General features: G+C 41.8%; 25 protein-coding genes. 12 read left to right on the forward strand and 13 right to left on the reverse strand.

The window, feature by feature from the left end; all coding sequences use genetic code 11:
* The first annotated feature begins 133 nt into the window (after positions 1-133).
* On the forward strand, positions 134-661 hold the full coding sequence (locus EXT48_RS02185) for a chorismate lyase (protein ID WP_240703337.1): 528 nt from the start codon (positions 134-136) through the stop codon (positions 659-661).
* Positions 654-1,517: a 4-hydroxybenzoate octaprenyltransferase gene (ubiA, locus tag EXT48_RS02190; protein ID WP_130163449.1), complete on the forward strand. Its 864-nt coding sequence runs from the start codon at positions 654-656 to the stop codon at positions 1,515-1,517. Before EXT48_RS02185 ends, ubiA begins: the two co-directional genes overlap by 8 nt.
* Before the next feature lie 56 nt (positions 1,518-1,573).
* Here the strand turns inward: ubiA and EXT48_RS02195 are convergent, their stop codons facing one another.
* The 3 genes from EXT48_RS02195 to EXT48_RS02205 form a co-directional block, all read right to left on the reverse strand.
* Positions 1,574-2,476 (reverse strand): LysR family transcriptional regulator, encoded by a 903-nt coding sequence (locus EXT48_RS02195; RefSeq protein ID WP_017216523.1) that lies wholly within the window; start codon positions 2,474-2,476, stop codon positions 1,574-1,576.
* 108 nt (positions 2,477-2,584) lie between these two features.
* A complete protein-coding gene (locus EXT48_RS02200) occupies positions 2,585-4,108 on the reverse strand; it encodes a DUF3369 domain-containing protein (protein ID WP_039491371.1) in 1,524 nt (507 codons plus the stop codon).
* 58 nt (positions 4,109-4,166) lie between these two features.
* Entirely contained in the window at positions 4,167-4,565 is a 399-nt protein-coding gene (locus EXT48_RS02205) for a DUF2721 domain-containing protein (RefSeq protein WP_010374626.1), read from the reverse strand.
* 109 nt (positions 4,566-4,674) lie between these two features.
* Here EXT48_RS02205 and EXT48_RS02210 point away from each other — a divergent pair, with 109 nt between their 5' ends.
* The 3 genes from EXT48_RS02210 to tsaD are packed head-to-tail and all read left to right on the forward strand — an operon-like array spanning position 4,675 to position 6,662.
* Positions 4,675-5,022 (forward strand): DUF2007 domain-containing protein, encoded by a 348-nt coding sequence (locus tag EXT48_RS02210; RefSeq protein WP_130163450.1) that lies wholly within the window; start codon positions 4,675-4,677, stop codon positions 5,020-5,022.
* Complete coding sequence (locus tag EXT48_RS02215) at positions 5,006-5,599, forward strand: YjaG family protein (protein WP_010374628.1); 594 nt, start codon at positions 5,006-5,008, stop codon at positions 5,597-5,599. Before EXT48_RS02210 ends, EXT48_RS02215 begins: the two co-directional genes overlap by 17 nt.
* 49 nt (positions 5,600-5,648) lie before the next feature.
* Positions 5,649-6,662 carry a tRNA (adenosine(37)-N6)-threonylcarbamoyltransferase complex transferase subunit TsaD gene (tsaD, locus tag EXT48_RS02220; RefSeq protein ID WP_130163451.1) on the forward strand — a complete coding sequence of 338 codons (1,014 nt, stop codon included), beginning with the start codon at positions 5,649-5,651 and terminating at the stop codon, positions 6,660-6,662.
* A 261-nt stretch (positions 6,663-6,923) separates the two neighbouring features.
* Here the strand turns inward: tsaD and plsY are convergent, their stop codons facing one another.
* On the reverse strand, positions 6,924-7,514 hold the full coding sequence (gene plsY, locus EXT48_RS02225) for a glycerol-3-phosphate 1-O-acyltransferase PlsY (RefSeq protein ID WP_083229914.1): 591 nt from the start codon (positions 7,512-7,514) through the stop codon (positions 6,924-6,926).
* A gap of 124 nt (positions 7,515-7,638) precedes the next feature.
* Between plsY and folB the strand changes: the two genes are divergently transcribed.
* The 3 genes from folB to EXT48_RS02240 are packed head-to-tail and all read left to right on the forward strand — an operon-like array spanning position 7,639 to position 9,282.
* Positions 7,639-7,989, forward strand: coding sequence for a dihydroneopterin aldolase (gene folB / locus EXT48_RS02230; protein WP_017216518.1), 351 nt, complete (start codon positions 7,639-7,641; stop codon positions 7,987-7,989).
* A gap of 7 nt (positions 7,990-7,996) precedes the next feature.
* Positions 7,997-8,485, forward strand: a complete 489-nt coding sequence (folK, locus tag EXT48_RS02235; RefSeq protein ID WP_130163452.1) for a 2-amino-4-hydroxy-6-hydroxymethyldihydropteridine diphosphokinase — start codon at positions 7,997-7,999, stop codon at positions 8,483-8,485.
* Positions 8,482-9,282 carry an undecaprenyl-diphosphate phosphatase gene (locus EXT48_RS02240; RefSeq protein WP_010607635.1) on the forward strand — a complete coding sequence of 267 codons (801 nt, stop codon included), beginning with the start codon at positions 8,482-8,484 and terminating at the stop codon, positions 9,280-9,282. The genes folK and EXT48_RS02240 overlap by 4 nt, the downstream gene beginning before the upstream one ends.
* Positions 9,283-9,615: 333 nt before the next feature.
* Here EXT48_RS02240 and EXT48_RS02255 read toward each other — a convergent pair whose 3' ends face one another.
* The gene (locus EXT48_RS02255) at positions 9,616-10,572 is read right to left on the reverse strand and encodes a methylenetetrahydrofolate reductase (RefSeq protein ID WP_130163454.1); all 957 of its coding nucleotides are present in this window, start codon (positions 10,570-10,572) and stop codon (positions 9,616-9,618) included.
* Positions 10,573-10,842: 270 nt separating this feature from the next.
* Here EXT48_RS02255 and EXT48_RS02260 point away from each other — a divergent pair, with 270 nt between their 5' ends.
* Positions 10,843-13,719 (forward strand): pitrilysin family protein, encoded by a 2,877-nt coding sequence (locus EXT48_RS02260; protein WP_130163455.1) that lies wholly within the window; start codon positions 10,843-10,845, stop codon positions 13,717-13,719.
* Between the two features lie 73 nt (positions 13,720-13,792).
* Here the strand turns inward: EXT48_RS02260 and EXT48_RS02265 are convergent, their stop codons facing one another.
* Positions 13,793-14,200: a diacylglycerol kinase gene (locus tag EXT48_RS02265; RefSeq protein WP_010374636.1), complete on the reverse strand. Its 408-nt coding sequence runs from the start codon at positions 14,198-14,200 to the stop codon at positions 13,793-13,795.
* 243 nt (positions 14,201-14,443) lie between these two features.
* Here EXT48_RS02265 and cysE point away from each other — a divergent pair, with 243 nt between their 5' ends.
* On the forward strand, positions 14,444-15,265 hold the full coding sequence (gene cysE, locus EXT48_RS02270) for a serine O-acetyltransferase (protein ID WP_010607638.1): 822 nt from the start codon (positions 14,444-14,446) through the stop codon (positions 15,263-15,265).
* A gap of 49 nt (positions 15,266-15,314) precedes the next feature.
* Here cysE and xseA read toward each other — a convergent pair whose 3' ends face one another.
* Complete coding sequence (xseA, locus tag EXT48_RS02275; RefSeq protein ID WP_130163456.1) at positions 15,315-16,652, reverse strand: exodeoxyribonuclease VII large subunit; 1,338 nt, start codon at positions 16,650-16,652, stop codon at positions 15,315-15,317.
* 131 nt (positions 16,653-16,783) lie between these two features.
* Between xseA and guaB the strand changes: the two genes are divergently transcribed.
* Both guaB and guaA read left to right on the forward strand, forming a co-directional pair.
* A complete protein-coding gene (guaB, locus tag EXT48_RS02280) occupies positions 16,784-18,253 on the forward strand; it encodes an IMP dehydrogenase (protein ID WP_010374639.1) in 1,470 nt (489 codons plus the stop codon).
* A gap of 105 nt (positions 18,254-18,358) precedes the next feature.
* Entirely contained in the window at positions 18,359-19,933 is a 1,575-nt protein-coding gene (gene guaA, locus EXT48_RS02285) for a glutamine-hydrolyzing GMP synthase (protein WP_069022743.1), read from the forward strand.
* Positions 19,934-20,298: 365 nt separating this feature from the next.
* Here guaA and EXT48_RS02290 read toward each other — a convergent pair whose 3' ends face one another.
* The 6 genes from EXT48_RS02290 to EXT48_RS02315 all read right to left on the reverse strand — a co-directional run bounded on the left by EXT48_RS02290 (position 20,299) and on the right by EXT48_RS02315 (position 24,936).
* Positions 20,299-21,426, reverse strand: coding sequence for a hypothetical protein (locus EXT48_RS02290; RefSeq protein ID WP_130163457.1), 1,128 nt, complete (start codon positions 21,424-21,426; stop codon positions 20,299-20,301).
* The gene (locus tag EXT48_RS02295) at positions 21,426-22,022 is read right to left on the reverse strand and encodes a pancortin-3 (protein ID WP_130163458.1); all 597 of its coding nucleotides are present in this window, start codon (positions 22,020-22,022) and stop codon (positions 21,426-21,428) included. Before EXT48_RS02295 ends, EXT48_RS02290 begins: the two co-directional genes overlap by 1 nt.
* A gap of 44 nt (positions 22,023-22,066) precedes the next feature.
* Positions 22,067-22,681 carry a hypothetical protein gene (locus EXT48_RS02300; RefSeq protein WP_130163459.1) on the reverse strand — a complete coding sequence of 205 codons (615 nt, stop codon included), beginning with the start codon at positions 22,679-22,681 and terminating at the stop codon, positions 22,067-22,069.
* Positions 22,665-23,063, reverse strand: a complete 399-nt coding sequence (locus EXT48_RS02305; RefSeq protein ID WP_130163460.1) for a mCpol domain-containing protein — start codon at positions 23,061-23,063, stop codon at positions 22,665-22,667. The genes EXT48_RS02300 and EXT48_RS02305 overlap by 17 nt, the downstream gene beginning before the upstream one ends.
* Before the next feature lie 600 nt (positions 23,064-23,663).
* Positions 23,664-24,209, reverse strand: coding sequence for a hypothetical protein (locus EXT48_RS02310; RefSeq protein WP_130163461.1), 546 nt, complete (start codon positions 24,207-24,209; stop codon positions 23,664-23,666).
* 268 nt (positions 24,210-24,477) lie between these two features.
* On the reverse strand, positions 24,478-24,936 hold the full coding sequence (locus tag EXT48_RS02315; protein WP_130163462.1) for a hypothetical protein: 459 nt from the start codon (positions 24,934-24,936) through the stop codon (positions 24,478-24,480).
* Positions 24,937-25,311: the final 375 nt, after the last annotated feature.

The following is a 25,311-nucleotide window of genomic DNA, read 5'->3' on the forward strand; positions in this document are numbered from 1 at the left end:
ATTACTTTTTACTTAGTTTATACATAATTGCGTTGATTTTACAGGTAGCTTCAATACAAACATAAACTTTTTAGAAAGCCTCTGCTCTGCTATTATGACCGCGGATTTTTAAAACGGAAATAGAACGTTGCCTTTGCAATTACCCTTAGAGCTCCCTTGGCTGAAGAGCACACAGTTGGTGGATGTTGAGCCTGCACTTTCTCCTTATTTACTAGAGACCCAATCTCTAACCGCAAAATTGAAAGAAACTTGTGATAAATTTTCTGTGACTGTGCTTGCTAATGAGTTCAGGAGCGCTCCAGATGCGTTACGTACAGAGCTTTCTGAACAGGTTTGGTGCCGAGAAGTAACGTTAAATTGTAACGGTAAAGCAGCTGTATTTGGACAAAGTTGGCTCAATGAGGACGCATGTACTGTAGGCATGGATGCAATCGGTGAGACACCTTTGGGTGAGTTACTGTTTACTGATTCAAATTGGCAGCGCGGAACCCTTGAGTTTCTTCGCTTATCTACTGCCGACTATCCGGCGCTGATTGAACTAATTACACCCACTACTGGCGTCGCCCCAGAGAGTTTATTTGCTAGAAGAAGCTGGTTTAAAAACGGCAAAGCAAAGATTTTAGTTTGTGAAGTCTTTATATCGGAAAGCTTTTATGATTGACCACCAGAAATGGCAGGCTTACAGCCAACTTATGCGATTAGATAAGCCAATCGGGACTTTACTATTATTGTGGCCAACGCTTTGGTCACTGTGGTTTGCAGCTGAAGGTGTTCCAAGTATTTGGCTTATTGTAATCTTTGCTCTGGGTGTATTAGTAATGCGCAGTGCGGGTTGTGTTATCAATGATTTTGCTGATCGCAAGGTTGATGGGGCTGTAAAGCGTACGGCGACAAGACCGCTTGCAAGGGGCGCTGTAACGAGTAAAGAAGCGCTAGGCCTATTTGCTATTTTGGTCGCGGTGGCTTTTATTTTGGTGCTTTTTTTAAATTGGCAAACCATTGTATTATCGCTTGGCGCGCTTGCGTTAGCCTCTGTTTATCCTTTCATGAAACGTTATACAAACTTACCTCAACTTGTACTTGGGGCTGCCTTTAGCTGGGCAATACCGATGGCTTTTATGGCTGTAAATCAAAATGTGTCAGTGCTTGCTTGGGTATTGTTTGTTGCGAATTTAATATGGACGGTCGCTTATGACACTATGTACGCCATGGTAGATAGGGATGATGATTTGAAGATAGGGGTAAAGTCTACAGCGATTTTATTCGGCAAATGGGATCTCCATATTATTGCGTTGCTCAATATCACATTTATCGCGATGATGGCGGCAGTTGGTGTAACATTTGACTTGAATCTCGCTTTTTGGTGCGGCTTACTAGCAGCCTCTGTGCTGCTTATTAGGCAACAATATGCCATACGCTACAGAGATAGAGACAGATGTTTTTGGGCTTTTTTAAACAATAACTATGTGGGCTTGGCGATTTTTGTCGGGGTCGTGCTGGGCTTTTTACCGCTCTAAAGCGAATAATTAAAAACGGGCAAGTAATACAGATTATTTGCCCGTCAGTTTAGCAACTAATAAGTTACTGTTTGTTTGCTAGATGAAGATGCTGCATCCTCAATTAGCTCAAGCAAGTGATTGATATGCGCATTAGAGCCAACTTGATGATTGGTTTGTACAATCAACTGTTCTCTGTCCAATGCCTTATTGGTTTTTAAGAAAACTAAGTTAGGATCTTGTGCGATAGTTTTGGAATGTTCGATACTCGCAATTGCAAAGCTATTGCTATTCTTCAAACCATCAATTACTTGTTCAATATTACCAATCTTAACGCTCGTTGATTTGTTTAACGAGTCAACGGCTTCATTAAGCATACTTTGTACTTGCTTCGACTGTGAGAAACAGCCATACATAGGGTATTGCGTTAATTCGGCTTTTCTGATGCTGTCTTGATTTGCTAGAGGATGATTTCTCGAAACAAATAAAACTAACTGATCAGGCAGGTGAATATCACTCACTATGCTATTTGCACTTTGTAAATACACGCTGATATCAATCTCACCAAGTTGTAGCTTACGAGTAAGCTCCAACTCATCTTGCAACTGCATTTCGATCTTCACATTAGGGTACTGAGCTAAAAACTGACCGCAAGAAACTGGCACGATGCTGCTAGCTTGAGTCGTATAACCAATAATTAACTTTTGGTTATCACGGCCAAACAAACTTTGCTTAATGGTTTTCTTGGTTAGATCGAGTTCTGATAAGGTTGTTTTGCAATACTTTAAGAACAGCTCACCTTGTTCAGTCAGTTTTACTGAACGTGTTGAGCGTTTAACGAGTTCACAACCTATTTCATCTTCAAGGGTTTGGATGCTTCGAGTAAGCGCTGAAGTACTGATCTGGGTTTGTTCTGCGGCTTGTCTAAAATGTCTTAGATTACCTAATGCTACGAACTGCTCGAGTTGTTCAAATCTCATGTGAAATTCCTTTTAATTTCAACTAAAACACATTTATTACGTCTTTTCCCAATAATAATACACCAATCGGGAAAAAGAAAGTGAAGTTTTTACATTCTGATTACAAAGTTAGTCAGGATACCTGTCACGTATCTCAATAAATTGTTCCAGATTTTTTAGAAAAAGGTCAACCAATTTGGGTTCAAATTGTTTACCACTTTGAGTATTTAGCAAATCTATTACTTTATCTAGTGGCCAAGCGGGCTTATAACACCGCTCACTTCCTAGTGCATCAAAGACATCTGCCAGAGCAGTGATCCTGCCGACAATGTTAATTTGCTCTCCCTTTAAACCCCTAGGATAGCCTGAACCATCCCACTTTTCGTGATGTTGATGTGCGATTAATGCGCCACACTGCAAAATCTCATTTGTTGAATTTTTTAAGATTTCAAACCCTTGCTGCGCATGCGTCTGCATAATTATCCATTCTTCATCAGTGAGTTTTCCGGGTTTATTTAAGATTTGATCTGGAATACTGATTTTGCCAATGTCATGGAGTGGAGAGGCGAGTTTGATGATTTCTGCTTGGTAGTGAGAGAGTCCATAAAGCTGAGCTAAAAGCATACTATAATGTGCCACGCGTTTTACGTGCGAGCCTGTTTCTTTCGAGCGTTTTTCGACGGCTTCACCTAAAATATAAGAAAGCTCTTTTTGAGAATCTTTGACGGTTTCACGCAACTTCAAGTTGTCGTAGGCTAGTGCAATATTGTTTGCAAAAAATTCAAGTAGCTGGAAATCCATGCTATGAAGTTCGCTGTCCTTACTCACATAAATCATCGTTTCACTCCCTTCTCTAGAAGGGAAATAGCCAATATATTCATTACGGGTTTTGAGCGATGCTTTTTTATTATGTGTTTCTATAAACAGATTTTGTACATTCTCGGGCAAGGTAACATTACTAGGTTCTACCCCGGCCCCTGAGGCTGCAAGTAGTTTAAATTTTGTCGGTTCGTTGGCTTGGTGATTTACCGCCGCTGCGCAATATATTTCCGAATCAGATAATCCCATTACAGCGGATACATGAGATAATATGGTTGATGCGAAATCCTGAATATTGCTACACTTCAAAAAGTTTGAGGATGCATCAATAATGCGTTCAAGTCCCATTTTGTGCTTTTCGATGGTTTGAATATCCCGGTGAGCCCGTAAAGCAGAATAGAGTAGTGTTTTTAGCTTGACGGCAGTGAGCTCGGTTTTGTTCTTATAGTCATTAATATCGTAATCGCGAATGACCGACTCTTCCGGGGCTTCTCCTGGCTGCCCAGTGCGCAGGACAAGGCGAATATCAAAGTTTGCTAAGTCATCGCGGATATATCGCACTAAATCAAGCCCTGCATGATTACTTTCCATTACGACATCAATGAGGCCTACAGAGATATTCTGCTCCGTGTCCAGGATGGCTTTTGCTTCTTGTGCAGAGTAGGCGTGATGAAATCTCAGTGCTTTATTCTCAAATTTAAAGCCAGACAACACCAGTTTAGTCACTTGGTGAATGTCTTCTTCATCATCTACAACCAGAATATCCCAGTAGGTTTCGGCCATTTTATTTGTAGGGCTTTCTAGCACTTCATCTGAGAACAAAAATCCGCTCACAGATTGCTCCTCTTTTTATGCTGACTCAACGTTAGTATAGTCGGCAGTAACAAGGCCGCTAATCTTGTTGAGGTTTTTTCTCGATATTTTGCAATTCTAGTTCGATTGCATCGCAAGAAATGTGGATTTCATAAAGAGAAAGTAGCAATGACAAGGTTAGGCTACACAGACTCGCACCAAACAATGTGACGCCAAGTAAGGATATTTCAAGAAACAAGGCAAACATTGAAGACGTGCAGAGTAAAAACGCGATGACGCCCCATACTTGCATTCGTCTGATCAATCTAATTCGTTTTCTTAAGTTCTCTATTTGTGCTTTAACCAAAGATCTTATGGTGTCGCCTTCTCGGGCGTTTAATTCACGGATCAATTGTGCGAGTACCAAAAAGCGATTGGTGTAAGCGAGTAGCAATAAAGAAATTGCTGGGAATAATAGGCCCGGTGTTGTTAGAGTCATAGTCGTATTTTAATGGAATGGCTTGATGTTTAAGTGTGATGATAATGAATGATTTTATCAAGAAACAAATGAGCACAATGAGTGCTAATTCAATAGTGAAGAAAATGCAATGAGTGAACAGTCTTTTCATTGGGTGCAATTGTGCGCTATCAGCGGCTTTGTTGAAGCACATTTGCTCAAAGGTCAACTAGAACAAGCGAATATTCAGGTTCACTTACAAGGTGAGCATTTGTCAGGGGCTATTGGTGAAATTCCAGCAGAGCAAGCTGCCATTAAGCTCTTTGTTTATGCAATAAAGTTACCCGAGGCTCAGGAAATATTGGTAAACTATAACAAATCACGTCATCGCAGTGCCGCCGAGCTGTCGGATTGGCTATGTAATCACTGTGCAGAATTAAATGGACCAGCGTTTGAATATTGCTGGCAATGTGGAAATAAGCATGAGCAAAGCAAATAACTTTCAAAGAATTAGAGAGTTAAATTATCTTCAAAAAGCAGTCTTAGGCGCTGCTATTATTGAACGTATGTTGCCAAATTATTCACTATTTAGTGAGGCAACGGGTTTTGGCGACGAGCAAGTACTCAGAAATGCGCTGAATTTAATTTGGGAGAAAATATTACTGCCAAAGAGCAAGATTAGCTTAGAGAAGCTGGTTGAAAAGGTAGAACCAAATGTACCTGAGCTCAGTGAGTTTGATATGTTTGGTACCTATCCCGCAATCGACGTAGCGACAGCGCTGTTAGGCATGTTACAAGGTCTGATGACAAAAGATGAACATGAGTTTGTAAGCGTTGCCAAAATTTCTCAGGCAACGGTAGCTAAATACATCGAGTTTATGTTGATGGCGGAAGATATATCTCCTACGAATGAGTTAGTGCGTGAGCACCCGCAGATGCAGTATGAAATTGAAATCCTCGCTGAGCTTATCGAACATGTGGAAAATATGGGGCGTATTAGCAGCGAATCGGTGAAGTCGCTAAAGGCCTTGGCACTAGCTGACGGCCAAACAAATATTGGTTTGGAACTTGAGTAGTTGATTTCGTATAATCAGCGGCTGCAGTAAAGAGTTTGGAGAAAGTAACTTGCGTATTTTGGGTATAGAATCCTCATGTGATGAGACGGGTATTGCTATTTATGATGATGAGCAAGGGCTGTTGGCACATCAATTATATTCTCAGGTAAAAGTACACGCCGATTATGGTGGGGTAGTGCCTGAACTTGCTTCTCGTGATCATGTACGCAAAACAATTCCTCTTATTGAAGCTGCTTTCGCGCAAGCGAGTTGCGGTCCAGAAGACCTTGATGGCATTGCTTATACCGCAGGGCCAGGTTTGGTCGGTGCTTTGTTGGTTGGCACCTCAATTGGTCGCTCGTTAGCGTTTGGTTGGGGGATCCCAGCCGTTGCCGTACATCATATGGAAGGCCATTTGCTTGCCCCAATGCTTGAAGACGATAAACCAGAGTTTCCATTCGTTGCGCTGTTAGTTTCTGGTGGCCATACCATGATGGTCAAAGTCTCGGGTATCGGTGAGTATGAGGTACTTGGCGAATCAGTGGACGATGCCGCTGGTGAAGCGTTTGATAAAACCGCAAAGCTGCTCGGTCTTGATTATCCTGGCGGCCCAATGCTTGCGAAAATGGCGACACAGGGTAAAGCAGGGCGATTTACTTTTCCAAAACCGATGACAGACAGACCTGGTCTGGATTTTAGTTTCAGCGGATTAAAAACCGCAGCGGCAAACACGATCCGTAACGAAGGCGATGACGAGCAAACGAAAGCAGATATTGCTCATGCTTTTCAAACCGCGGTCGTAGAAACGCTAGCGATCAAGTGTAAGCGAGCACTGAAAGAAACAGGCATTAAAAGCCTGGTGATTGCAGGTGGCGTCAGCGCCAATACTGAACTTAGGCAAAAGCTTGAGCGCATGATGCTTGGCATGAAAGGGCGAGTTTATTACCCGCGCACTGAATTTTGTACAGATAATGGGGCGATGATAGCTTATGCAGGAATGCAGCGTCTAAAAGCAGGTCAGCATGCGCCACTTGATATGAAGACTAAACCGCGTTGGCCGCTGGATAGTCTAGAAAAAGTATAGGGCCTGTTGAACTTTGCTGTTTGATTTTTGTTCTCCTGAGTGTGTTTTGGTCGCGACGCTCGACTTGCCGCCTAGTAATCTAGGCAAAAGTTGAGCAACAATGAACAAAGCGCACTCAGGTGAACCCAAAGGGCAGCGCTTGATTAGCATTTCTACTGTGTTCTCGCCTGACTCACATAGAATAACTATGCTACGCAGGCTCTGCCTTGTACAAATACCAATCAAACTGCTGCAAAAACAAACTTGAAAGGTAAACAGGCCCTAGTCTTTAGACTTTTTCCCAACCTTGGGCTCTTTACCACTCAAGAGCCTTTTAATATTTGCTCTATGACGAATAATAATCACCACAGTTAAAAAGCTTACCGGCACCGTATACAGCGGTTTTATCCACCATGTGTAAAGTGGAGCAGCTGCGACTGCGACAATCGCTGCGAGTGAAGAGTAGCGTGTTAGCGCTAGCACTACGAGCCACGTACTAATCAATAGCCCACCCAATGACAAGCCGATGGGTAATAGCGCACCAAATGCTGTTGCTACTGCTTTACCACCGTTAAAGTGGAAGAAAATAGGATAAATGTGACCAAGGCATGCGCTTACGGCTATTGCACCTAGCCATACAGGTTCTATTTTTAGAAAGTAAGCTCCCCACACCGGGATGGTTCCCTTTAAAATATCGAAGACGAGCACCAGCGCAGCTGGGATCTTTCCTCCCAATCTTAATACATTGGTTGCGCCTGGATTATTAGAACCATTAAAGCGTGGATCTGGTAGATGGAATAACCGACAAACCAGAATCGCTGAGGAAATCGATCCCAATAAATAAGCACATACGCACATTAAACTGATTAACACTGTCTTCCTTATTTTTTATTGCGTTGTTTTGGGCTATGATCGGCGGTCTTAAGTCCTGCACAGATCGCGAATTGCGATTAGAAAATGCGGGTGAATTACAGCGATAAACATGTTTGGAGTTTACATGGATAAAGTCTATATCTCACAGCTACACGTCGAAGCCATAATAGGAGTGTACGACTTTGAAAAAGAAAGTAAACAAAGCCTTTACTTTGATGTTGAGATGTTGACCGATATTAGCGCTGCCGCTCGTCATGACGATATTAATTTGGCGGTTGATTATGCCAAAGTGAGTGAGCGTATTATTGCGCATACCCAAGCAAAACCCGTTGAGCTATTAGAAACCTTAGTTGAACAGCTTGCTGCAATGATCCTAAATGAATTTAATGTACAACAAGTGCTTATAAAAGTGAGTAAACCTGCTGCCGTGCCACAAGCACAAACGGTTGGTGTAGAAATTGTGCGTAAGAAGTAGAATTATCATGGCACAAATTTTTATCAGTCTCGGCTCAAACATAGAAAAAGAAAAAAATTTGCTGAGTGGTTTGAGGATATTGATAAAACACTTTCCGGATTTTCAACATTCGAGTGTTTTTGAGAGTGAAGCCGTCGGGTTTGCAGGAAATAACTTTTATAATTCGGTCTTTGCTGCACAAACACAGCTGTCTTTAGACGAAGTGTATAAACTGCTCAAGTTGATAGAATACGATCATGGTCGTCGCTGTAGTGAAAAGAAGTTTAGTCCACGCACATTAGATCTCGATATTCTCTTTTATGATCACCTTATTTGTTCATCACCCGCTCAGTTGCCTCGGGATGAAATAACCAAAAATGCCTTCGTGCTTCAGCCATTAGCTGAACTAGCTCCTGATTTTATCCATCCTGTTGAGGGTAAAACCATTGCTCAGTTATGGCAGGAGTATCACAACCCAACTCAAAAATTATGGAAAGTGGAGTTTCCCAAGCAATGAGCTTTATTGAGATTGTCGTCCTTGCAATTATTCAAGGTCTCACTGAATTTTTACCTATTTCGAGTTCTGCCCACTTACTGCTACCTTCACAGGTACTAGGTTGGCAAGATCAGGGTCTTGCCTTTGATGTTGCTGTTCATGTTGGTACTTTGCTGGCTGTCGTTATTTATTTTCGACAAGACATTGTTAGCCTACTGGCAGGATGGTTCAAGTCATTCTCAGGTACGCACTCGAAAGAAAGCCGGCTGACTTGGTGTATTGTGGTTGCCACCATTCCATTCGTGATCTTAGCCCCATTACTTAAAGACATCGTAGAAGTTTACTTACGTAGTGCTTGGGTGATTGCAACATCGACGATAGTATTTGGTTTACTGCTTTGGTATGCCGATGTGAAAGCGAAACAAATCAAAGACGAATTTGCCTTAAACTGGAAAAGCGCGCTGATATTGGGGCTTGCACAAATTACCGCTGTTATTCCCGGCACATCGCGTTCAGGCATTACCATCACTGCAGGTTTATTACTCGGGCTTGATAAGAAAAGTGCGGCGCGCTTTTCGTTTTTAATGTCTATTCCGGTCATTTCTATGATGGGACTGTATTACAGTTTAGAGCTTGCTACCGGCGATGAAGTGGTTGATTGGAATGCGCTATTAAGTGGTGCAGCACTGTCGTTTATCTCAGCTTATGCCTGTATCTTCTTTTTTCTGAAAATCATAGAGCGCATGGGCATGATGCCATTTGTCATTTACCGCTTGTTACTTGGGGTGGGATTAATCGCTTTCTTGAGCCTAAGTTAATCTGGGCTTTGGATAAGTCAGCAAGGTTAACAGAAAAGCCAGCTTGATGAAGCTGGCTATAGGGCCTGTTGGCCTTCGCTGTTTGGTTTTTGTTCTTCTGAGTGTGTTTTGGTCGCGACGCTCGACTTGCCGCCTAGTAATCTAGGCAAAAGTTGAGCAACAATGAACAAAGCGCACTCAGGTGAACCCAAAGGGCAGCGCTTGATTGGCATTTCTACTATGTTATCGCCAGACTTACATAGAATGACTATGCTACGCAGGCTCTGTCTTGTATAAATACCAATCAAACTGCTGCAAAAACAAACTTGGAAGATCAACAGGCCCTAGACTGCATTAAGCAATTTGCTTTTCCGCAAGGCATAATTCCATGGTCGCCTTCAACAGTCGATAAAGGTTTATCGACGCGTCAATTTCTTCTTTTCGGTTTGTTAAGCTCTCAATATTTAAGCCAAGAGAAATATCTAGGTGTGAGCAGCTTTTTAAGATTTGATCTAGATTCTCTCTACAAATACGAATTGACTCACTTAGTGTGTTTTCTGAATCTAACATGCGCCATTTGGTTGCTTCTGGTACTGAGATCCCCAGCCACTCCATAAACTGCAAGGTTTTTTCTCCACCACATGGAGTAAAGGTAAGAATAATGCGTTTTGGTGTTTGCCCTTGCTGTTTACAGGTGCGAGCATAGCTCGTGATAAGATCTATGGTTGCTTGAGCGTCATACACTGCTTGGGAAACAAAAAATTGGCAGCCTTGCTCTGTTTTATCAATTAATCTTTCGTGTTCATTACGCTTACTGGCGTGGCGCTCTGCAATCGTTACACCACCTAAGAAAAAGTTATCTTGATGATGCTTCAGTACATCATAGGCTTCAGAAAGCGGTAACTTAATATCGCCTTGTGAAGATGGACTGCCCACTAATACGAGATTGTTTAGCCCATATTGCTGTTTGGTGCTGCTTAACCAATCGCCAAAAGCTTCACTGTCGCGCTGTGCCACACTTTTATACGTAATTACATCAAGGTGCGACAATTCGCGGATCAACTGACTATATTCACACGGATCAACGGTGTGCTTAAAAGGAAATGGGCGTGGTACTTGAGTACGACTGCTTTCATCTTGAATGTCATAGATGATCACGCCGTCGTATTCAATCTCATGTAAACGGCCCAAAAGTTTAGCGGCAATTGATTTTAGCTGCTCTGGGTCGGTGCCAATCTTAGGTGGTGTGGTACCAATTAAATATACCCCTTGGTTAGGGTCAATGATTTTCTCTTGAAGCGTTAAAGCCATAATCCTCATTCCACAAAAGCATTTCTGTATCTCTTTACTAATATAGCAGCCATTTAGACGTCTAGATAGATTTTTTTAATGAAAGAATTTCAATAATTATGAATTTATCTCAAGCGCTCAAACCAAAATTTCATATTTGTTTACACATTAGGGTGGTAAATCACCTTGGAAATTAGCGAATTAGTATGACTTTGGGGCATAATCAGGAGGTTTGCTAACGTAAGTGAACACGACTTACTTAGAATAAAAAATATGATTAGGACCAAATTCATGAAATTCAAATTACTAGCAACCAGCTTTGCCGTAAGCTTAGCGCTTAGTGGCTGCGCAGCGACGAATTCAGACCAAGCTCAACAGTCAGCTGTAAGTACTCAAGCTGCCCAATCCAATAAAGTATTCGCCCAAGATTATGTTTTGGAAGAGCTAGAAAATGGCCTTCGCGTCATGGTAGTTAAAACTAACTATCCTGATGTGGTATCGCTACAAATTCCGGTTTCTGTTGGTTCGCGTAATGAAGTTGAAGCGGGTAAAACCGGCTTTGCTCACTTCTTTGAGCATATGATGTTCAAAGGCTCAGAAAAGTATCCACAAGACGTTTATTCGGACATTTTGAAAAATTCAGGTGTTGATAATCGCGCTTACACCACCAATGATTACACGAACTACCACCTAAATTTCTCAAAGCAGCATTTAGATAAAGTATTAGAAATTGAAGCGGATATCTTTCAAAACCTAACTTACAGTGAAGAGCAGTTTCGTACTGAGGCACTAACTGTTAAAGGTGAGTACCTTAAAAATAATGCTAGCCCAGTTCGAAAACTGCTTTCTGCGGTAAGAAAAGAAGCATTTGACAAGCATACCTATAAACACACGACAATGGGCTTTTTTGAAGACATCGAAGCAATGCCAGATCAGATGGCCTATGGTAAAACCTTCTTTGAGCGTTTTTATAAGCCTGAGTATGTATCACTTGTGATCGTAGGTGATGTAGATCCTAAAGAAACTATGGCTATGGTGAAGAAGCATTGGGGTAATTGGAAAAAGGGTGACTACCAAGCCGATATTCCTGTTGAGCCAAAGCAAGACAAAGCGCGTTACGTTCACGAAAAATATGATGGCTTACCGGGTCACTGGTTGCTAGTTTCGTATAAAGGCGCTGCATGGGAGCCGAAGAAAAAAGACCGAGCGGCACTTGATCTGATCTCGCAGCTTTATTTCTCTGAAAACTCAGCGCTGTATCAAGAGCTAGTGGTAGACAAACAGCTTGCAAGCCAAATGTTTACCTATAACCCTGAAACCAAAGACCCTGGTCTTCTACATGTTTTCGTTAAAGTAGAAGATGAAAAAGATTTGGCGACAGTGCGTGATGCAATCAATAACACTTACGCAAAAGCACGCACAGAGCTGGTAGATGAAAATAAACTTGCTGCACTTAAATCAAACCTAAAGTACAGCTTTATTAACGGCCTTGACTCATCACAATCTATTGCTTCGACACTCGCGAGCTACATGCATTTTGAGCGTGATCCTGAAGTGGTGAATGCGCTATATGCTAGTGCTGATAAAGTCACTGCAAAAGATATTCGTGATATTGCCAATAAATACTTTGTGGACAGCAGCCGCACAACGGTGACTATGTCTGCACTTGAGTCTGTCTCTGGTTTTGATAAGGAAGTTAACTTAGACAAGTTAGTGGCAAAAATGGACAAGCCAGTAACGCGTTATTTCAACGTATTAGACAAGACCAATAACTCACCGCTGGTGGATGTGAACTTTCTTTTTTACACAGGTGCTGCTGCCGATCCTGCAGGTAAAAAAGGTCTTGCTGCGCTTACTGCGGCTATGATTGCCAATGGTGGAAGTGAGTCGCAATCATACAAAGAAATTCAAAAGGCGCTGTACCCGATTGCTGGTAGCTTTGGTTATCAAATCGATAAAGAAATGATTTCTTTACGTGGTCGTATTCATAAAGACAATGCTGATCAATGGTATGGCATTGTGAGTCAGCAGCTTTTGAACCCAGGGTTCAGAGAAGATGATTTTAAACGTCTGAAAAAAGAGCTAATCGATGGCATTAAGGCTGGTTTGAAAGCGTCAAATGATGAAGAGCTAGGTAAAGAAGTGCTTTATCACGAGCTGTACAAAGGCCACCCATACGAAAGCTATAACTTTGGTGATTTATCAGACTTAGAAGCAATCACTTTAGATGACGTTAAGGCTTTTTATGCTCAGCAATTTACTCAAGCTAAACTCAACGTGGGTATTACTGGTGCACTCGATAAACAGCTAAAAGAAGCGATGTTTAACGACCTTACGGCTTTACCTAAAGGTGAAGAAGCACGTTTACAAGTGCCTGATGCGCCTAAGCTATCTGGTCATCACGCAACCATCGTAGAAAAGAATGCAAAATCAACAGCGGTGTCTTTTGGTTTCCCAATCGACACGGTTCGTAGCAGCAAAGACTGGGCTGCGCTTTGGTTAGTGCGTTCATACTTTGGTGAGCACCGCAGTTCAAACAGCCACTTATACCAGCGTATCCGTCAGGTACGTGGTATGAACTATGGTGACTACGCTTATATCGAATACTTCCCACGTGGCATGTTCCAAACTAAGCCAGATGCAAACTTAGGCCGTAGTGAGCAAATTTTCCAGGTGTGGTTACGCCCACTTCGCTCTAATAACGATGCCCATTTTGCAACGCGCACCGCATTGTTTGAACTCGATAAGCTGATCAAAGAAGGGATGAGCAAAACTGACTTTGAAGCAACACGTAACTTCTTAATCAACTTTGTGCCACAAATGGTGGCGAGCCAAGATAGACAGCTAGGTTATGCACTTGATAGCCAGTTCTACAACACCGATGAATTTGTTGCCTATGTGACAAAGCAGCTAGCGTCGCTGTCTGTTGAAGACATCAATCGCGTTATCAAAGAGAACTTGCAGACCGAAGATATTCACTATGTGTTTATCACTGGTGATGCAAAAGATATGGCGCAGCGTTTAAGTGCTGAGCAGTCATCTCCTATGACTTATAACACCAAAAAGCCAGATGTATTACTGGCAGAAGATGCTGAAATTGCTACATACCCGCTCAATATTCCAAGTAAGAATATTAAAACGTTAGATGTAGAAAAAGTGTTTGAATAACGATTATTCAGCTTAATAAAAATGGCGGCTAAAAATTTAGCCGCCATTTTTTGTGTCAAAACCACGCGTAATTTTAGGTTATGGTGTTGAACCACTCCACTGCGGCAGCTATCCAAATTAATGAGCTAATTAATAATGTCAGCGTAACGGCCGCTGATGCCATATCTTTTGCACGACCAGATAGTAAGTGATGCTCGGTACTCACTCGATCTGTCAGTGCTTCGATTGCCGAGTTGATAAGTTCTATGACCAATATCAACAGTACACTACCGACCAATAAGGCCCACTGAGCAATACTTTGCGCCAATATGATTGATAAAGGAAGACTTGCCACCAGTAACCACGTTTCTTGTCTAAATGCCGACTCTTCTTTATAGGCCGCTTTCATTCCTTTCGCTGAGCAATGCGTTGCTTTGATTATCCGCGCAAGCCCTGTGCCATTTGGTTTGTTGGTATCCGTTGTCTTGATCTTTATCGACATATTAGCGATCCCGCGTTGGTAGTATTCAATGGAGCGTTATTATACGAAGATCTACTCAGTTCGACAGTGCAAAATTGTAAGAATCTTTGGTCCAACTGAAGGCGTTTAAAACCGGACTAAAATATGTTGGTTGGTTATTAGATATAACCAAGTGTTTGAAGCCTGATTTTTTATAATACATGACACTTAATGACTCTAAGCGTTACACTATGAGAAGTATCAGTATTATCGGAAGTTCGTCACATGAGACATGAGATTTGGAATAAGTTACGCGAAGAAGCCAATGAATTGGTTGCTCGCGAACCATTGCTTGCTAGTCACGTTTACTCGAGTATTTTAAATCACGAGTGTCTTGGTTCTGCATTAAGCTTTATCGTTGCAAATAAGTTGGCGGATGCTGTGGTGTCAGCATTTACAATTCGCGAGCTGTTTGATCAGGCCTTTGTGCACTGCGATACCATGCTGACTCATGTTGCACATGATATAAAAGCCGTTAAAGATCGCGACCCAGCTGCCGATAGTTATCTCAACGTAATTTTAAATCTGAAAGGTTTTCATGCAATCCAAGCACATCGATTGGCATACTGCTTATGGCGTCAAGACAGAAAAGAGCTGGCTCGCTTTATACAGAGCAGAACCTCTGAAGTATTTGGTGTTGACATCCATCCTGCTTGTAAAGTCGGTCATGGTATTATGTTTGACCATGCGACTGGTATAGTCATTGGTGAAACCGCGGTTATTGAAGATAATGTTTCTATTCTGCAATCAGTCACACTTGGTGGTACGGGTAACGAGCAGGGTGATCGTCACCCGAAAATCCGCGCCGGTGTATTGATTGGTGCTGGTGCCAAAGTACTTGGCAACATTGAAGTAGGAGAGGGCGCTCGAATTGGAGCAGGTTCCGTGGTACTCAGCCCTGTTGCACCGCACACTACGGTAGTGGGGATCCCAGCTAAGGTGGTTGGTAAGCCATCGTGCCCATGCCCTGCAGAGAGTATGAACCAAAACTTCCTAGAAGACGATGATAGGCTCGAAAATGAGTCTATCACTTCAGCGATGTTGTAAGGTTATTAGATTAAAAATGGGGAAATCACTTCCCCATTTTTATATCTGCTTATTGGGTTGCTTTTACCATAGACACCACCTCACCATCAGCCAGTTGTGTAACTATCGGCTTTTCTGGGTCGACATCCGCTACTGACTTAATCACTTTATCTTCTTGCTTGGCAATACTATAGCCCCGAGCTAATACCGCCAGTGGACTGACGCTGTCTAGTTTTGCGCTTGATACCGCGAGTTGGTGTCTTTGCGTGTTAAGCTTTTGCTCCATTGCATACTGCAACTTATCACTGAGTTGTGCGACCAATTGCTTGAACTGAGCGATCCTTTGTTCTGGATGTAATCGATCAAATCTATGCTGCAACAGATGAAATTGCGATTGCTTTTGACGTAAGTGATGGGCTTGAGCACGAATTAATCGCTGTTCTAACTCATCAACTCGCTGTGTTTGCTGCATAAGTTGATTCTTAGGGTGTTGTAACTGCAGTCGGGCTTCAAAGTTTGCTAAACGCTGTGATGCACCTTCAAGGCGACGCTTAAAAGCCTGATTGAGATATTGTAGTAACTGCGAAGTACGCAATTTTAGCGCTTCTGAGTCCGGGCTCACTAGCTCTGCGGCCGCCGATGGGGTTGGCGCTCTGACATCTGCAACATAGTCGGAAATGGTAGTATCTATTTCATGGCCCACAGCGCTTATCACCGGAATTGAACTGGCAAAAATAGCCCTTGCGACTGATTCCTCGTTAAAGCTCCATAAGTCTTCTAATGAGCCGCCACCTCTGCCAACGATCAATACGTCTACCTCGCGTCTAGCATTCGCCTGAGCGATTTGTTTGCAAATCTGCTGCTTGGCTTCATCGCCTTGCACTAGGGCCGGATAAATAACGACCTGTAACTGTGGGGCACGGCGTTTGAGTACAGTCAAAATATCCTTGATGGCAGCCCCTGTCGCTGAGGTGACGACCCCCACGCGATTAATGACACTTGGCAAAGGTTTTTTGTGACTGGCCGAAAACAGGCCTTCTGCTGCCAGCTGCATTTTTAGGGCATCGAACTGTTGCTTGAGCAAGCCTTCACCGGCGGGGGCCATTTGCTCGACTATCAATTGATAGTCACCTCGTGGCTCATACACTGACACTCTAGCTTGTACCATTACCTGCTGACCATTGGCTGGGCGATGGTTACAGTAACGATTATTACCTCGCCACATGGCCGCTTTTATCTGTGCTTTGTCATCTTTTAGAGAAAAATACCAATGCCCTGAGGCCGGAGCAACAAAGTTTGAAATTTCTCCGGTGAGTTGTACAGAGGCAAAACCTTGTTCTAAGAGCGAGCGTATTTCTCTGTTAAGTCTTGATACAGAATAGGTTTTACTATTATTGGGGTATCCCATGTTGGCCTCCATAAAAAATTCACAGTCACTTTATCACATTTTTTGCTAAATTTTATTTACTCCCATAAGGAACGCTGATAAAATTCGCACGCAATTCCTTATACTCAGTTCACTTGAGAGAAGCCGCGAACATGCTAAGAATTGCAAAAGAAGCCCTTACCTTTGACGACGTACTTTTAGTACCAGCTCATTCAACTGTTCTTCCTCACACAGCAAACCTGAAAACGCGTTTGACTCGTGGGATTGAATTAAACTTACCGCTTGTTTCCGCTTCAATGGATACAGTGACAGAAGCGCGCTTAGCGATCGCTCTGGCACAAGAAGGTGGTATTGGTTTTATCCACAAAAACATGACTATCGAAGAACAAGCTCGCAACGTACGTAAAGTTAAGACGTATGAAGCGGGTATTATCTCTTTCCCTGTGACAGTTACTTCTGATCTTACGATTGCAGAAGCAATGGAACTTGCACAGGATAAAGGGTTCTCAGGTTTCCCGGTTGTTGGTGCAAACAACCAACTGGAAGGGATCGTGACTAGCCGTGATATGCGTTTCGAAACTAAGCTAGAAAAAGCAGTTTCAACGGTCATGACTAAGAAAGATGACTTAGTGACAGTAAAAGAAGGCGCATCTCGAGAAGAGATCCTTGGCCTAATGCACGAACACCGTATCGAAAAAATCTTAGTGGTTGATGACGCATTTGCACTAAAAGGTATGATCACCGTTAAGGATTACCAAAAAGCGCAAGATAAACCAAACGCATGTAAAGATGAGCAAGGCCGTCTTCGTGTTGGTGCTGCTGTTGGTGTTGGTGCTGGTACTGATGAGCGTATTGCAGCTTTGGTTGAAGCGGGTGTTGATGTACTACTAATCGATACTTCTCACGGCCATTCTCAAGGTGTTATTGACCGCGTTAAAGCGACACGTGAAGTATATCCAGAACTACAAATCGTTGCAGGTAACGTAGCAACAGCTGAAGGTGCAATTGCATTGGCTGATGCTGGTGCAGATGCTGTTAAAGTGGGGATCGGCCCAGGTTCTATCTGTACTACTCGTATCGTTACGGGTTGTGGTGTACCGCAAATTACTGCTATCTCTGATGCAGTAGAAGGCCTAAAAGGTCGTGATATTCCAGTGATTGCTGACGGTGGTATCCGTTTCTCTGGTGATATCGTAAAAGCGCTAGTTGCTGGTGCTTCATGTGTAATGGTGGGTTCAATGCTAGCGGGTACTGAAGAGTCTCCTGGTGAAGTTGAACTATACCAAGGCCGTTACTACAAGTCTTACCGTGGTATGGGTTCACTTGGTGCGATGAATCAAAAAGAAGGTTCGTCTGACCGTTACTTCCAGAAGAGTGATGCTGCTGACAAACTAGTACCTGAAGGTATCGAAGGTCGCGTAGCATACAAAGGACCAATCGCAACGATTATCCATCAGCAAATCGGTGGTATTCGCAGTGCAATGGGTCTAACCGGTTGTGCAACCATCACTGAATTAAATACTAAGCCGCAGTTTGTACGTGTGACTTCTGCGGGTATGGGTGAGTCTCACGTGCATGACGTGCAGATCACCAAAGAGGCGCCTAACTACCGTATGGGTTAAGCCTCAAGGCGTGTTTCTGGGCTAGCAAGTTGCTAGCCCTTATTACTTTTGATAGAGACGCAATGCGGCTTTATCCTGTTTAGTTCCTAACTAACGAGATTATCAATGAGCAAAGATATCCACGATTCCCGAATTTTGATCTTAGACTTTGGTTCGCAATACACTCAGCTAATTGCACGTCGTGTACGTGAAATTGGTGTTTATTGTGAGCTTTGGGCTTGGGATGTGACAGAAGAGCAAATCCGTGAGTTCAATCCTCAAGGTATCATTCTATCAGGTGGCCCAGAGTCAACAACGCTTGAAGGTAGCCCAAAAGCACCAGATTACGTATTCGAAGCCGGTGTGCCTGTACTGGGTATCTGTTACGGTATGCAGACGATGGCAATGCAGCTTGGTGGTCAGGTACATAGCTCAGATAAAAAAGAATTCGGCTACGCAAAAGTAGAGAAAGTAGGCGACTGTAAGCTATTTGAAGCGATTGAAGATCACATCGAAGATGGTGCAGGTTACCTAGACGTGTGGATGAGCCATGGCGATAAAGTTGCTAAAATTCCAGATACATTCAAAACTTCAGCGAAAACGGATACTTGTCCTCATGCGGCAATGTCTTGGGAAGAAAAGCGTTTCTATGGTGTACAGTTCCACCCAGAAGTAACGCACACTCAGCAAGGTCTGCGTTTACTAGAGCGCTTTGCAATTGATATCTGTGGTTGTGAAAAACTATGGACGCCTGAGCAAATCATTGAAGATGCAATTGAGCGTATCAAAGAGAAAGTAGGGGATGACGAAGTTATCCTTGGCTTATCTGGTGGTGTTGATTCATCAGTGGTTGCAATGCTTATTCACCGTGCGATTGGTGATAAGCTAACCTGTGTATTTGTTGATAACGGCCTGCTGCGCTTGAACGAAGGCCAGCAAGTAATGGATATGTTCGGTGATAAGTTTGGTCTGAACATCATCAAGGTAGAAGCTGAAGAGCGTTTCCTTAACGCGCTTAACGGTTTAAACGACCCTGAAGACAAACGTAAAGCAATCGGTCACACCTTTATTGAAGTGTTCGATGAGCAAGCCAGCCAGCGCCTAAACGCGAAATGGCTAGCACAAGGTACAATTTACCCTGATGTTATCGAATCGGCTGCATCAAAAACCGGTAAAGCGCATGTGATAAAATCTCACCACAACGTGGGTGGATTACCTGAAGATATGGAGCTTGGTCTGGTTGAGCCACTACGTGAACTATTTAAAGACGAAGTTCGCAAGATTGGTCTAGAGCTTGGTTTGCCGTATGACATGCTTTATCGTCACCCGTTCCCAGGTCCAGGTCTAGGTGTTCGTGTACTTGGCGAAATCAAGAAAGAATACTGCGACTTACTGCGCCGTGCTGACGCTATCTTCATTGAAGAGCTACATAAAGCGGATTTATACCACAAAGTGTCTCAGGCATTTGCCGTGTTCCTACCGGTACGCTCTGTTGGCGTGATGGGCGATGCACGTAAATACGATTGGGTGATCTCACTACGTTGTGTTGAAACTATCGACTTTATGACGGCACGTTGGTCACACTTACCATACGAGCTACTAGGCCACGTTTCAAACCGTATCATCAATGAAATTGATGGTATTTCTCGCGTGGTTTACGATGTATCAGGTAAGCCGCCAGCGACAATCGAGTGGGAATAGGCTTGGTTGTAAAAACCTAACCTAGCTTTCGTTAGATTAATAAAAGGCCAGTCAGTATTTCTGACTGGCCTTTTTTATGAATCTTTACATTCCTAAAAAACCTTGCGGAGGTATTTGGTTTCTTCGCAGTGATGTTCATAGTGATGCTGGCCTGCTATTTTTTGGGCTGTGACTGCACAGCACCGCATTTCACATATATCAAACCGATTATGGTGAAGCTGTAACTTGTTTCTGAACATAAACGTTTTAGGTCGCCGGCTTTATTAGGCGAATTTCGCATAAAAATTTCTATGGGCTAACACCAGCATTTGCGGCTGGTTTGGAGCGCAGCGGAAAACCAGTCCGACAACATGCGTTTGTTAGGGCTAAAATACAGACTTATTGAGGATGACATTTGCGTCATAGCTCTGGCTAAAAGGCTTGAGCTCCTCATAAATCGCTTTAGCTAAGTCTGAAATTTCATTTGTAAGAATTTCTAAAGCTTCAGTCTTACTTTCTTCATTAAATATCTTTCGGCTACCATCAGGAACATCGAGAGTGTCACGATAAGTTTTTGCAGAATTAAGAAAGGCTAAATGTGCACGAGCTTTCTCCACAAGTGCCAACTTCATGTAGCTAGGTACATCTAACTCTATATTCATATGAAATGCGATTGCTGCCAAATCATAGCTACTCAAATTTTTCGCAATTCTCTTCTTGTAGTCAGGCATATCAGCAATCATGTTCTTCAATAGTCGGATTACAGATTTCAGGTTTCCTGAGTACAATGAATCTCTATCATTTATCATTTTGATGTGGGTAAATGGATAGTTGAGATGAAATTCATGATCTGCTTTATGATATATTTTAATACCTCGGTCACTTTCTAGACCTGAGCGCTGGTATTTTATTGTGTCAAACCAAATGGCTGGAACGATATCAACCTTTCGTCTCAAGCTTCCACCTTCCAAAGCAATTGACTTGTTTCCCGAACTATCAACTTCTGCCTTGGGGAAGTTAACGGGCAGAATACATTCTGATTTTTCCCTCACATCCTTAGCAATATTAAGCAAACCTCTTGTATCTGTTGCGGGAGAGTATTCATTTGGATTTACTTTAGGAAGTTCAACACTTACAGGGTTAGTAACAATGATAAGCATATCAACATCAGAATGCCCTTTAATGTGAATATCTAAAGCCACTGAGCCTTGAAGCCGCTTGGTGACAGATTCACCGCTATTTTGCAAACTCTTAATAAGACTATCAGCTACTCGATTGCCCTCATCAATAGATACCTTTGTAGATGCTGGTTCCACAGCGGACATTGCGCCTATCGAGTATTTGACACCAGCGACTTCATTCAGGTTTTCAAATGATTCTGATTTTCTGACATCAATCCCACGCTGTATTGCATTATTGGCAGAAAAAGACTCCATAGACTCATAAATAGCTCGTTCACGAGTTCCTTGTCTGCGCTCTTTAAGCGATTTCAACCGTTTTTCAAAGTCAATCATTATTGAATCCTTTTCAAACTCATAACACCAAATGTCTTTCTTCCTGCACTATTGAAATAGGAGGCTTTACCAACCGTTAGTTGTTTATTAAATTCAACTTCGCAGTAACCTTTATGAGAATTCAACTCATGGCTCTGCTCTATTTCTGGCTCATTTTTGTAACTATATGAAAGAAGCCAGCCACCTGTTGGACCGAATCGCTTAGAAAGCGTCGCAGTATAACTTTCGCTTTGACTGTTTTTTGTTTTTAGGTGTACTTGGATATTTTTCCAAGTTTGCTCAATTCCAATAGAACCCTCCCAATCGAATTTAGTAGTCCCATCATCATTTAGCGTTTGCCCCTTAAGTTCCCATTCCCCATTTAAGTTTGGAACTTCAAAAAATGAAATTTTCCATACCCATTTATTGAATATCCAATGGAGTAAAAAATATACTACGCCAGTGGTAATTGTTGCTTTTGTAAATGCATCAATACCACTTAGATTACTAGCAATAGCCAATAGCTGAGCGACTCCACCTGAGAGGGCAATAGATATAAACCCTAACCACCTTCCAATAGCAGATCTATCATGTCCAAATACAGCATAATCGTGCATAGCTTTCTCCGTGATTTAACCACAGCAGCGCCTTGTTAGGCTTTTTAGTAAAATGAAACATCATTATTAGAATCCTTGCTAATCTGAGTTAGCCGAACCCTGCCAATTGTTTTTCGATCTGTGTAATAGTGACCAGAGAGTTCATACTTTTTTCCTTTCCCCGAGTCTATAGTCCTTATATCAAATAATGTAGAGCCATTATAAGAAGGCCACCCTGGTGTTTTTGGAGTTGAACGATAGACGTAATATAGCTTCTTTTGTCCCTGCTCAATTGTTGGCGTTGTTTCCAGGGTTATTGATTTAGTCGTTTCGCCATGCATGTCAATTTGAGTTGCAAGTAACGATTGTCGAATCACAGCTTTAGCCGAAATTTCTTTCCCATCTTCTAAAGTGATTTCGCCTTCCCATGTTCCATTTAGATCAGGAAACATTGATTTATCAAACCAAGCTAAAACAGCCCATATCTTCCGAGATATAAAGGAGGTCAATAGCAATAGAATTAATAGGGTACTTACTATTGACGATATCGTAATAACCTTAAATAGCGATATATCAGGTAGCCAGTATGTTTGTACAAGGGCGTAAATACCCATACTGATGACAACGGTAGCCAGAGCAATGTACTTTAAAAGTAGGTCAAACTTAACGATCCTGAACAATTTGGTTATCCTTGCTGTAATCATCTAATGTTGAATACTCATGAAGACAATTTTTCCCATTGCTCTTAGCTGAAATTAAAGCAATATAGGATTCACGAATACTTGACCCAGACCCAGCGGAAAAAGTAACTTCATCAGGAGATATTTTCCTTATTTCGGAGAATATAGATTTCATGTCAATATCTTGTTTCGTAGACGCCGCGACTCCATCGGCAGCGCAAAAAATGATGTCAAATCCATGTTCCTGAAGCTTAACTGATATTGCCTTTGTAGAAGCCCTAATAGACCTGCTTAACTCCTCAAGCCCGTTGCAGTCATTACTTAAATAATATGATGTAATCTTTCTACCTACATCATCACCATCAATAGAAATATATTTCAACTAGAACCTCGGTTGTAAATAGGGGTGGAGCCTAACACTTTAGTATTTATGCGACACGCAGTTTGTGTTGCATAATCGCTTGTTGGACTGAGCCGCTGCCCGCTCGATGTCTCAGAGTTGGTGTTGTCTATGCTATGGCTTACTTAGAAAAAATTTGCTTTTTAGAGGCCCTCACTTTCCTAGCTAGTGTTATGTAAGCTTTCCCTGCATTGCTCAGCGCTTATTTATGTCTTCATTACACCTAAATTTGCCCTAATAAGCAATTATATTTTTAGCGTACAGAGGCCGCTAGCCTCAGCAATTAAGCAGGTTAACTAATTGATTTTGAGCAGCTATCGAGCTGCTAACTCTTTCGGTCTACTTTGGTCGGTGTTGCATCTAACTTGAATACGCCAATTAGCCGCAAGATACCTGCCTTACAATGCTGACAAGGCCAATGTGGTATCAACATCACATCTTCTACAAATAATAGTGGGTGTCATCAATGATTGTTCAATGATTGTCGTGATCTTAAATTCGATGCTCAGAGACAGGGGAATGTGGGAAGCGCCAAAAGTTTAAATTTTAGCTATTGACGCTATAGTCTCTTGTTATATGCTGCTACCCAAAATTCTCAAAATAAACTTGTATATCTTCGTCTAGTTTTGTAAACGCTAGAATCAACACAACAGAGTGATTTACAAACAAAGTCGTTTTTTCAGGATCATTCCATGTCTTTTCACCATATTTACCACCATGGAACAAATTATTTCTTATTGTTAAAATTACATCACATGCTTTTTTTAGTTCTGGAGCGCCTGCATCTAAATTTATTTTATCCCAATAAGTATTGAACACTTCCTCACCGTTTTGATTAGTCTTGTTAGTTTTTTGTTTATTTGGTCGTGTTACTTCCGATGTTAAGTAAATATAGCTTTCTTGAATGTCTTTATTAACACTAAATTTAGTTTTGTATCTCGTTACGAACTTATCCCAACTTGGTTCGGCTACTTTCTTATCCTTAAGGTAACCTGACTCTTTTAGTGCGAACTCAAATCTAGAAAAGACAACAAAGAAGTTAAAAATGTCATCTTTTAGCCTTTTCTGTTTACGAGCATCCTGTGAGAACATTTGAAGAAATTTTTCAATTTTTTTCATTTTTTGCATAATTTTCCTAAAGCGTATAACGCCTCAGTTAAAAGGCAAAATTTGGTTGGTTATAATGTGAAGCGGAGCGAAACCAGCCAACTGGATTTTATCCGATTTTAAACTGTTTGTTAGGCTTACATTTATTGATACAACTCTTTCATGGTTTTTCGTGCTAACTCATTAAGTTCACGATGAGTTTGAGTTTCTATATTTTGAACAGATTTTAGCCCCGCCATTACAAACAACCCTATGAATATCGTCATTTTGGGGGAGCTAATTGCGCCTTTTAAGTAATACTCTTTATCTTCGCTTTTAGCATACCAACTAACTGAGTCTGCCCAAGATTTTTCTGATTTTTATCTAAAGAATTAATATAACCTTCGAAAGTAAAGTTAACATTTTCAATGTTATGGGCTAATTCATTTCTTAAGCTTGAAAAATATCTAATGAATTTCCTTTCATTAGAATTTAGCAGGTTTAATTCTTTTACCATTTTCAGTTTACTAGCTTGACCATCCGAAAGAGGTAATCGTTCAACTGTTGATTTAATTCTACTATCAGATATTTGCGTAATAATGAGTTCAGTTACCATTGCCTCTATAAATGCATGAATTTTTATGACAAATGACCAGTCGTCTTCTTCAACTAGCTTTAATAGTAAGTCTTTGTTTTCATTAAACTTTGCTCGCATTTCAGAATGAGCATCTTTGATCATTTCTATAGCTTCATCCTTTGGAACCTGCATCTAAACTCCTTGTAAGCCTAACAATTTAATATCGAGCGATTGGGTCGTTTTTCTAAAGCAATCGGTCTCGTTCTTGTCCCATGACTATTGATAGCAAATTTAGGAAGTACTTACCAGCATTGAAGTTACGTTACATTGATCTAAATGTGAACACGACAAAAACGACTCACAAGGTCGTTTTCCTGACTATGGAAGAAATTCAATAGTTATGGATGTATATACAGAGGTTTAGGTGGAAGGATGAACGTCAGCTTTTCGCTCAAAGCCACCCTTAGTGCATTTACGTTAACTAACAATGGGGCAGAAGCGTGTTTTGGGTTTTAACAACAAGAGTCAGTACCGCTTACACTGACCCGATATTGAGGTAGAGTCACT

This window comes from Pseudoalteromonas sp. CO348, from assembly GCF_004208845.1.
In the GTDB taxonomy this organism is placed as follows: domain Bacteria; phylum Pseudomonadota; class Gammaproteobacteria; order Enterobacterales; family Alteromonadaceae; genus Pseudoalteromonas; species Pseudoalteromonas maricaloris.

Excerpts from the sequence above, each read along its gene's own strand:
- ubiA (WP_130163449.1), top strand. The coding sequence starts at position 654 with ATGATTGACCACCAGAAATGGCAGGCTTACAGCCAACTTATGCGATTA.
- EXT48_RS02195 (WP_017216523.1), bottom strand. The coding sequence starts at position 2,476 with ATGAGATTTGAACAACTCGAGCAGTTCGTAGCATTAGGTAATCTAAGA.
- EXT48_RS02205 (WP_010374626.1), bottom strand. The coding sequence starts at position 4,565 with ATGACTCTAACAACACCGGGCCTATTATTCCCAGCAATTTCTTTATTG.
- EXT48_RS02210 (WP_130163450.1), top strand. The coding sequence starts at position 4,675 with ATGAGTGAACAGTCTTTTCATTGGGTGCAATTGTGCGCTATCAGCGGC.
- EXT48_RS02215 (WP_010374628.1), top strand. The coding sequence starts at position 5,006 with ATGAGCAAAGCAAATAACTTTCAAAGAATTAGAGAGTTAAATTATCTT.
- folB (WP_017216518.1), top strand. The coding sequence starts at position 7,639 with ATGGATAAAGTCTATATCTCACAGCTACACGTCGAAGCCATAATAGGA.
- folK (WP_130163452.1), top strand. The coding sequence starts at position 7,997 with ATGGCACAAATTTTTATCAGTCTCGGCTCAAACATAGAAAAAGAAAAA.
- EXT48_RS02240 (WP_010607635.1), top strand. The coding sequence starts at position 8,482 with ATGAGCTTTATTGAGATTGTCGTCCTTGCAATTATTCAAGGTCTCACT.
- EXT48_RS02255 (WP_130163454.1), bottom strand. The coding sequence starts at position 10,572 with ATGGCTTTAACGCTTCAAGAGAAAATCATTGACCCTAACCAAGGGGTA.
- EXT48_RS02260 (WP_130163455.1), top strand. The coding sequence starts at position 10,843 with ATGAAATTCAAATTACTAGCAACCAGCTTTGCCGTAAGCTTAGCGCTT.
- EXT48_RS02265 (WP_010374636.1), bottom strand. The coding sequence starts at position 14,200 with ATGTCGATAAAGATCAAGACAACGGATACCAACAAACCAAATGGCACA.
- cysE (WP_010607638.1), top strand. The coding sequence starts at position 14,444 with ATGAGACATGAGATTTGGAATAAGTTACGCGAAGAAGCCAATGAATTG.
- xseA (WP_130163456.1), bottom strand. The coding sequence starts at position 16,652 with ATGGGATACCCCAATAATAGTAAAACCTATTCTGTATCAAGACTTAAC.
- guaB (WP_010374639.1), top strand. The coding sequence starts at position 16,784 with ATGCTAAGAATTGCAAAAGAAGCCCTTACCTTTGACGACGTACTTTTA.
- guaA (WP_069022743.1), top strand. The coding sequence starts at position 18,359 with ATGAGCAAAGATATCCACGATTCCCGAATTTTGATCTTAGACTTTGGT.
- EXT48_RS02290 (WP_130163457.1), bottom strand. The coding sequence starts at position 21,426 with ATGATTGACTTTGAAAAACGGTTGAAATCGCTTAAAGAGCGCAGACAA.
- EXT48_RS02295 (WP_130163458.1), bottom strand. The coding sequence starts at position 22,022 with ATGCACGATTATGCTGTATTTGGACATGATAGATCTGCTATTGGAAGG.
- EXT48_RS02310 (WP_130163461.1), bottom strand. The coding sequence starts at position 24,209 with ATGCAAAAAATGAAAAAAATTGAAAAATTTCTTCAAATGTTCTCACAG.
- EXT48_RS02315 (WP_130163462.1), bottom strand. The coding sequence starts at position 24,936 with ATGCAGGTTCCAAAGGATGAAGCTATAGAAATGATCAAAGATGCTCAT.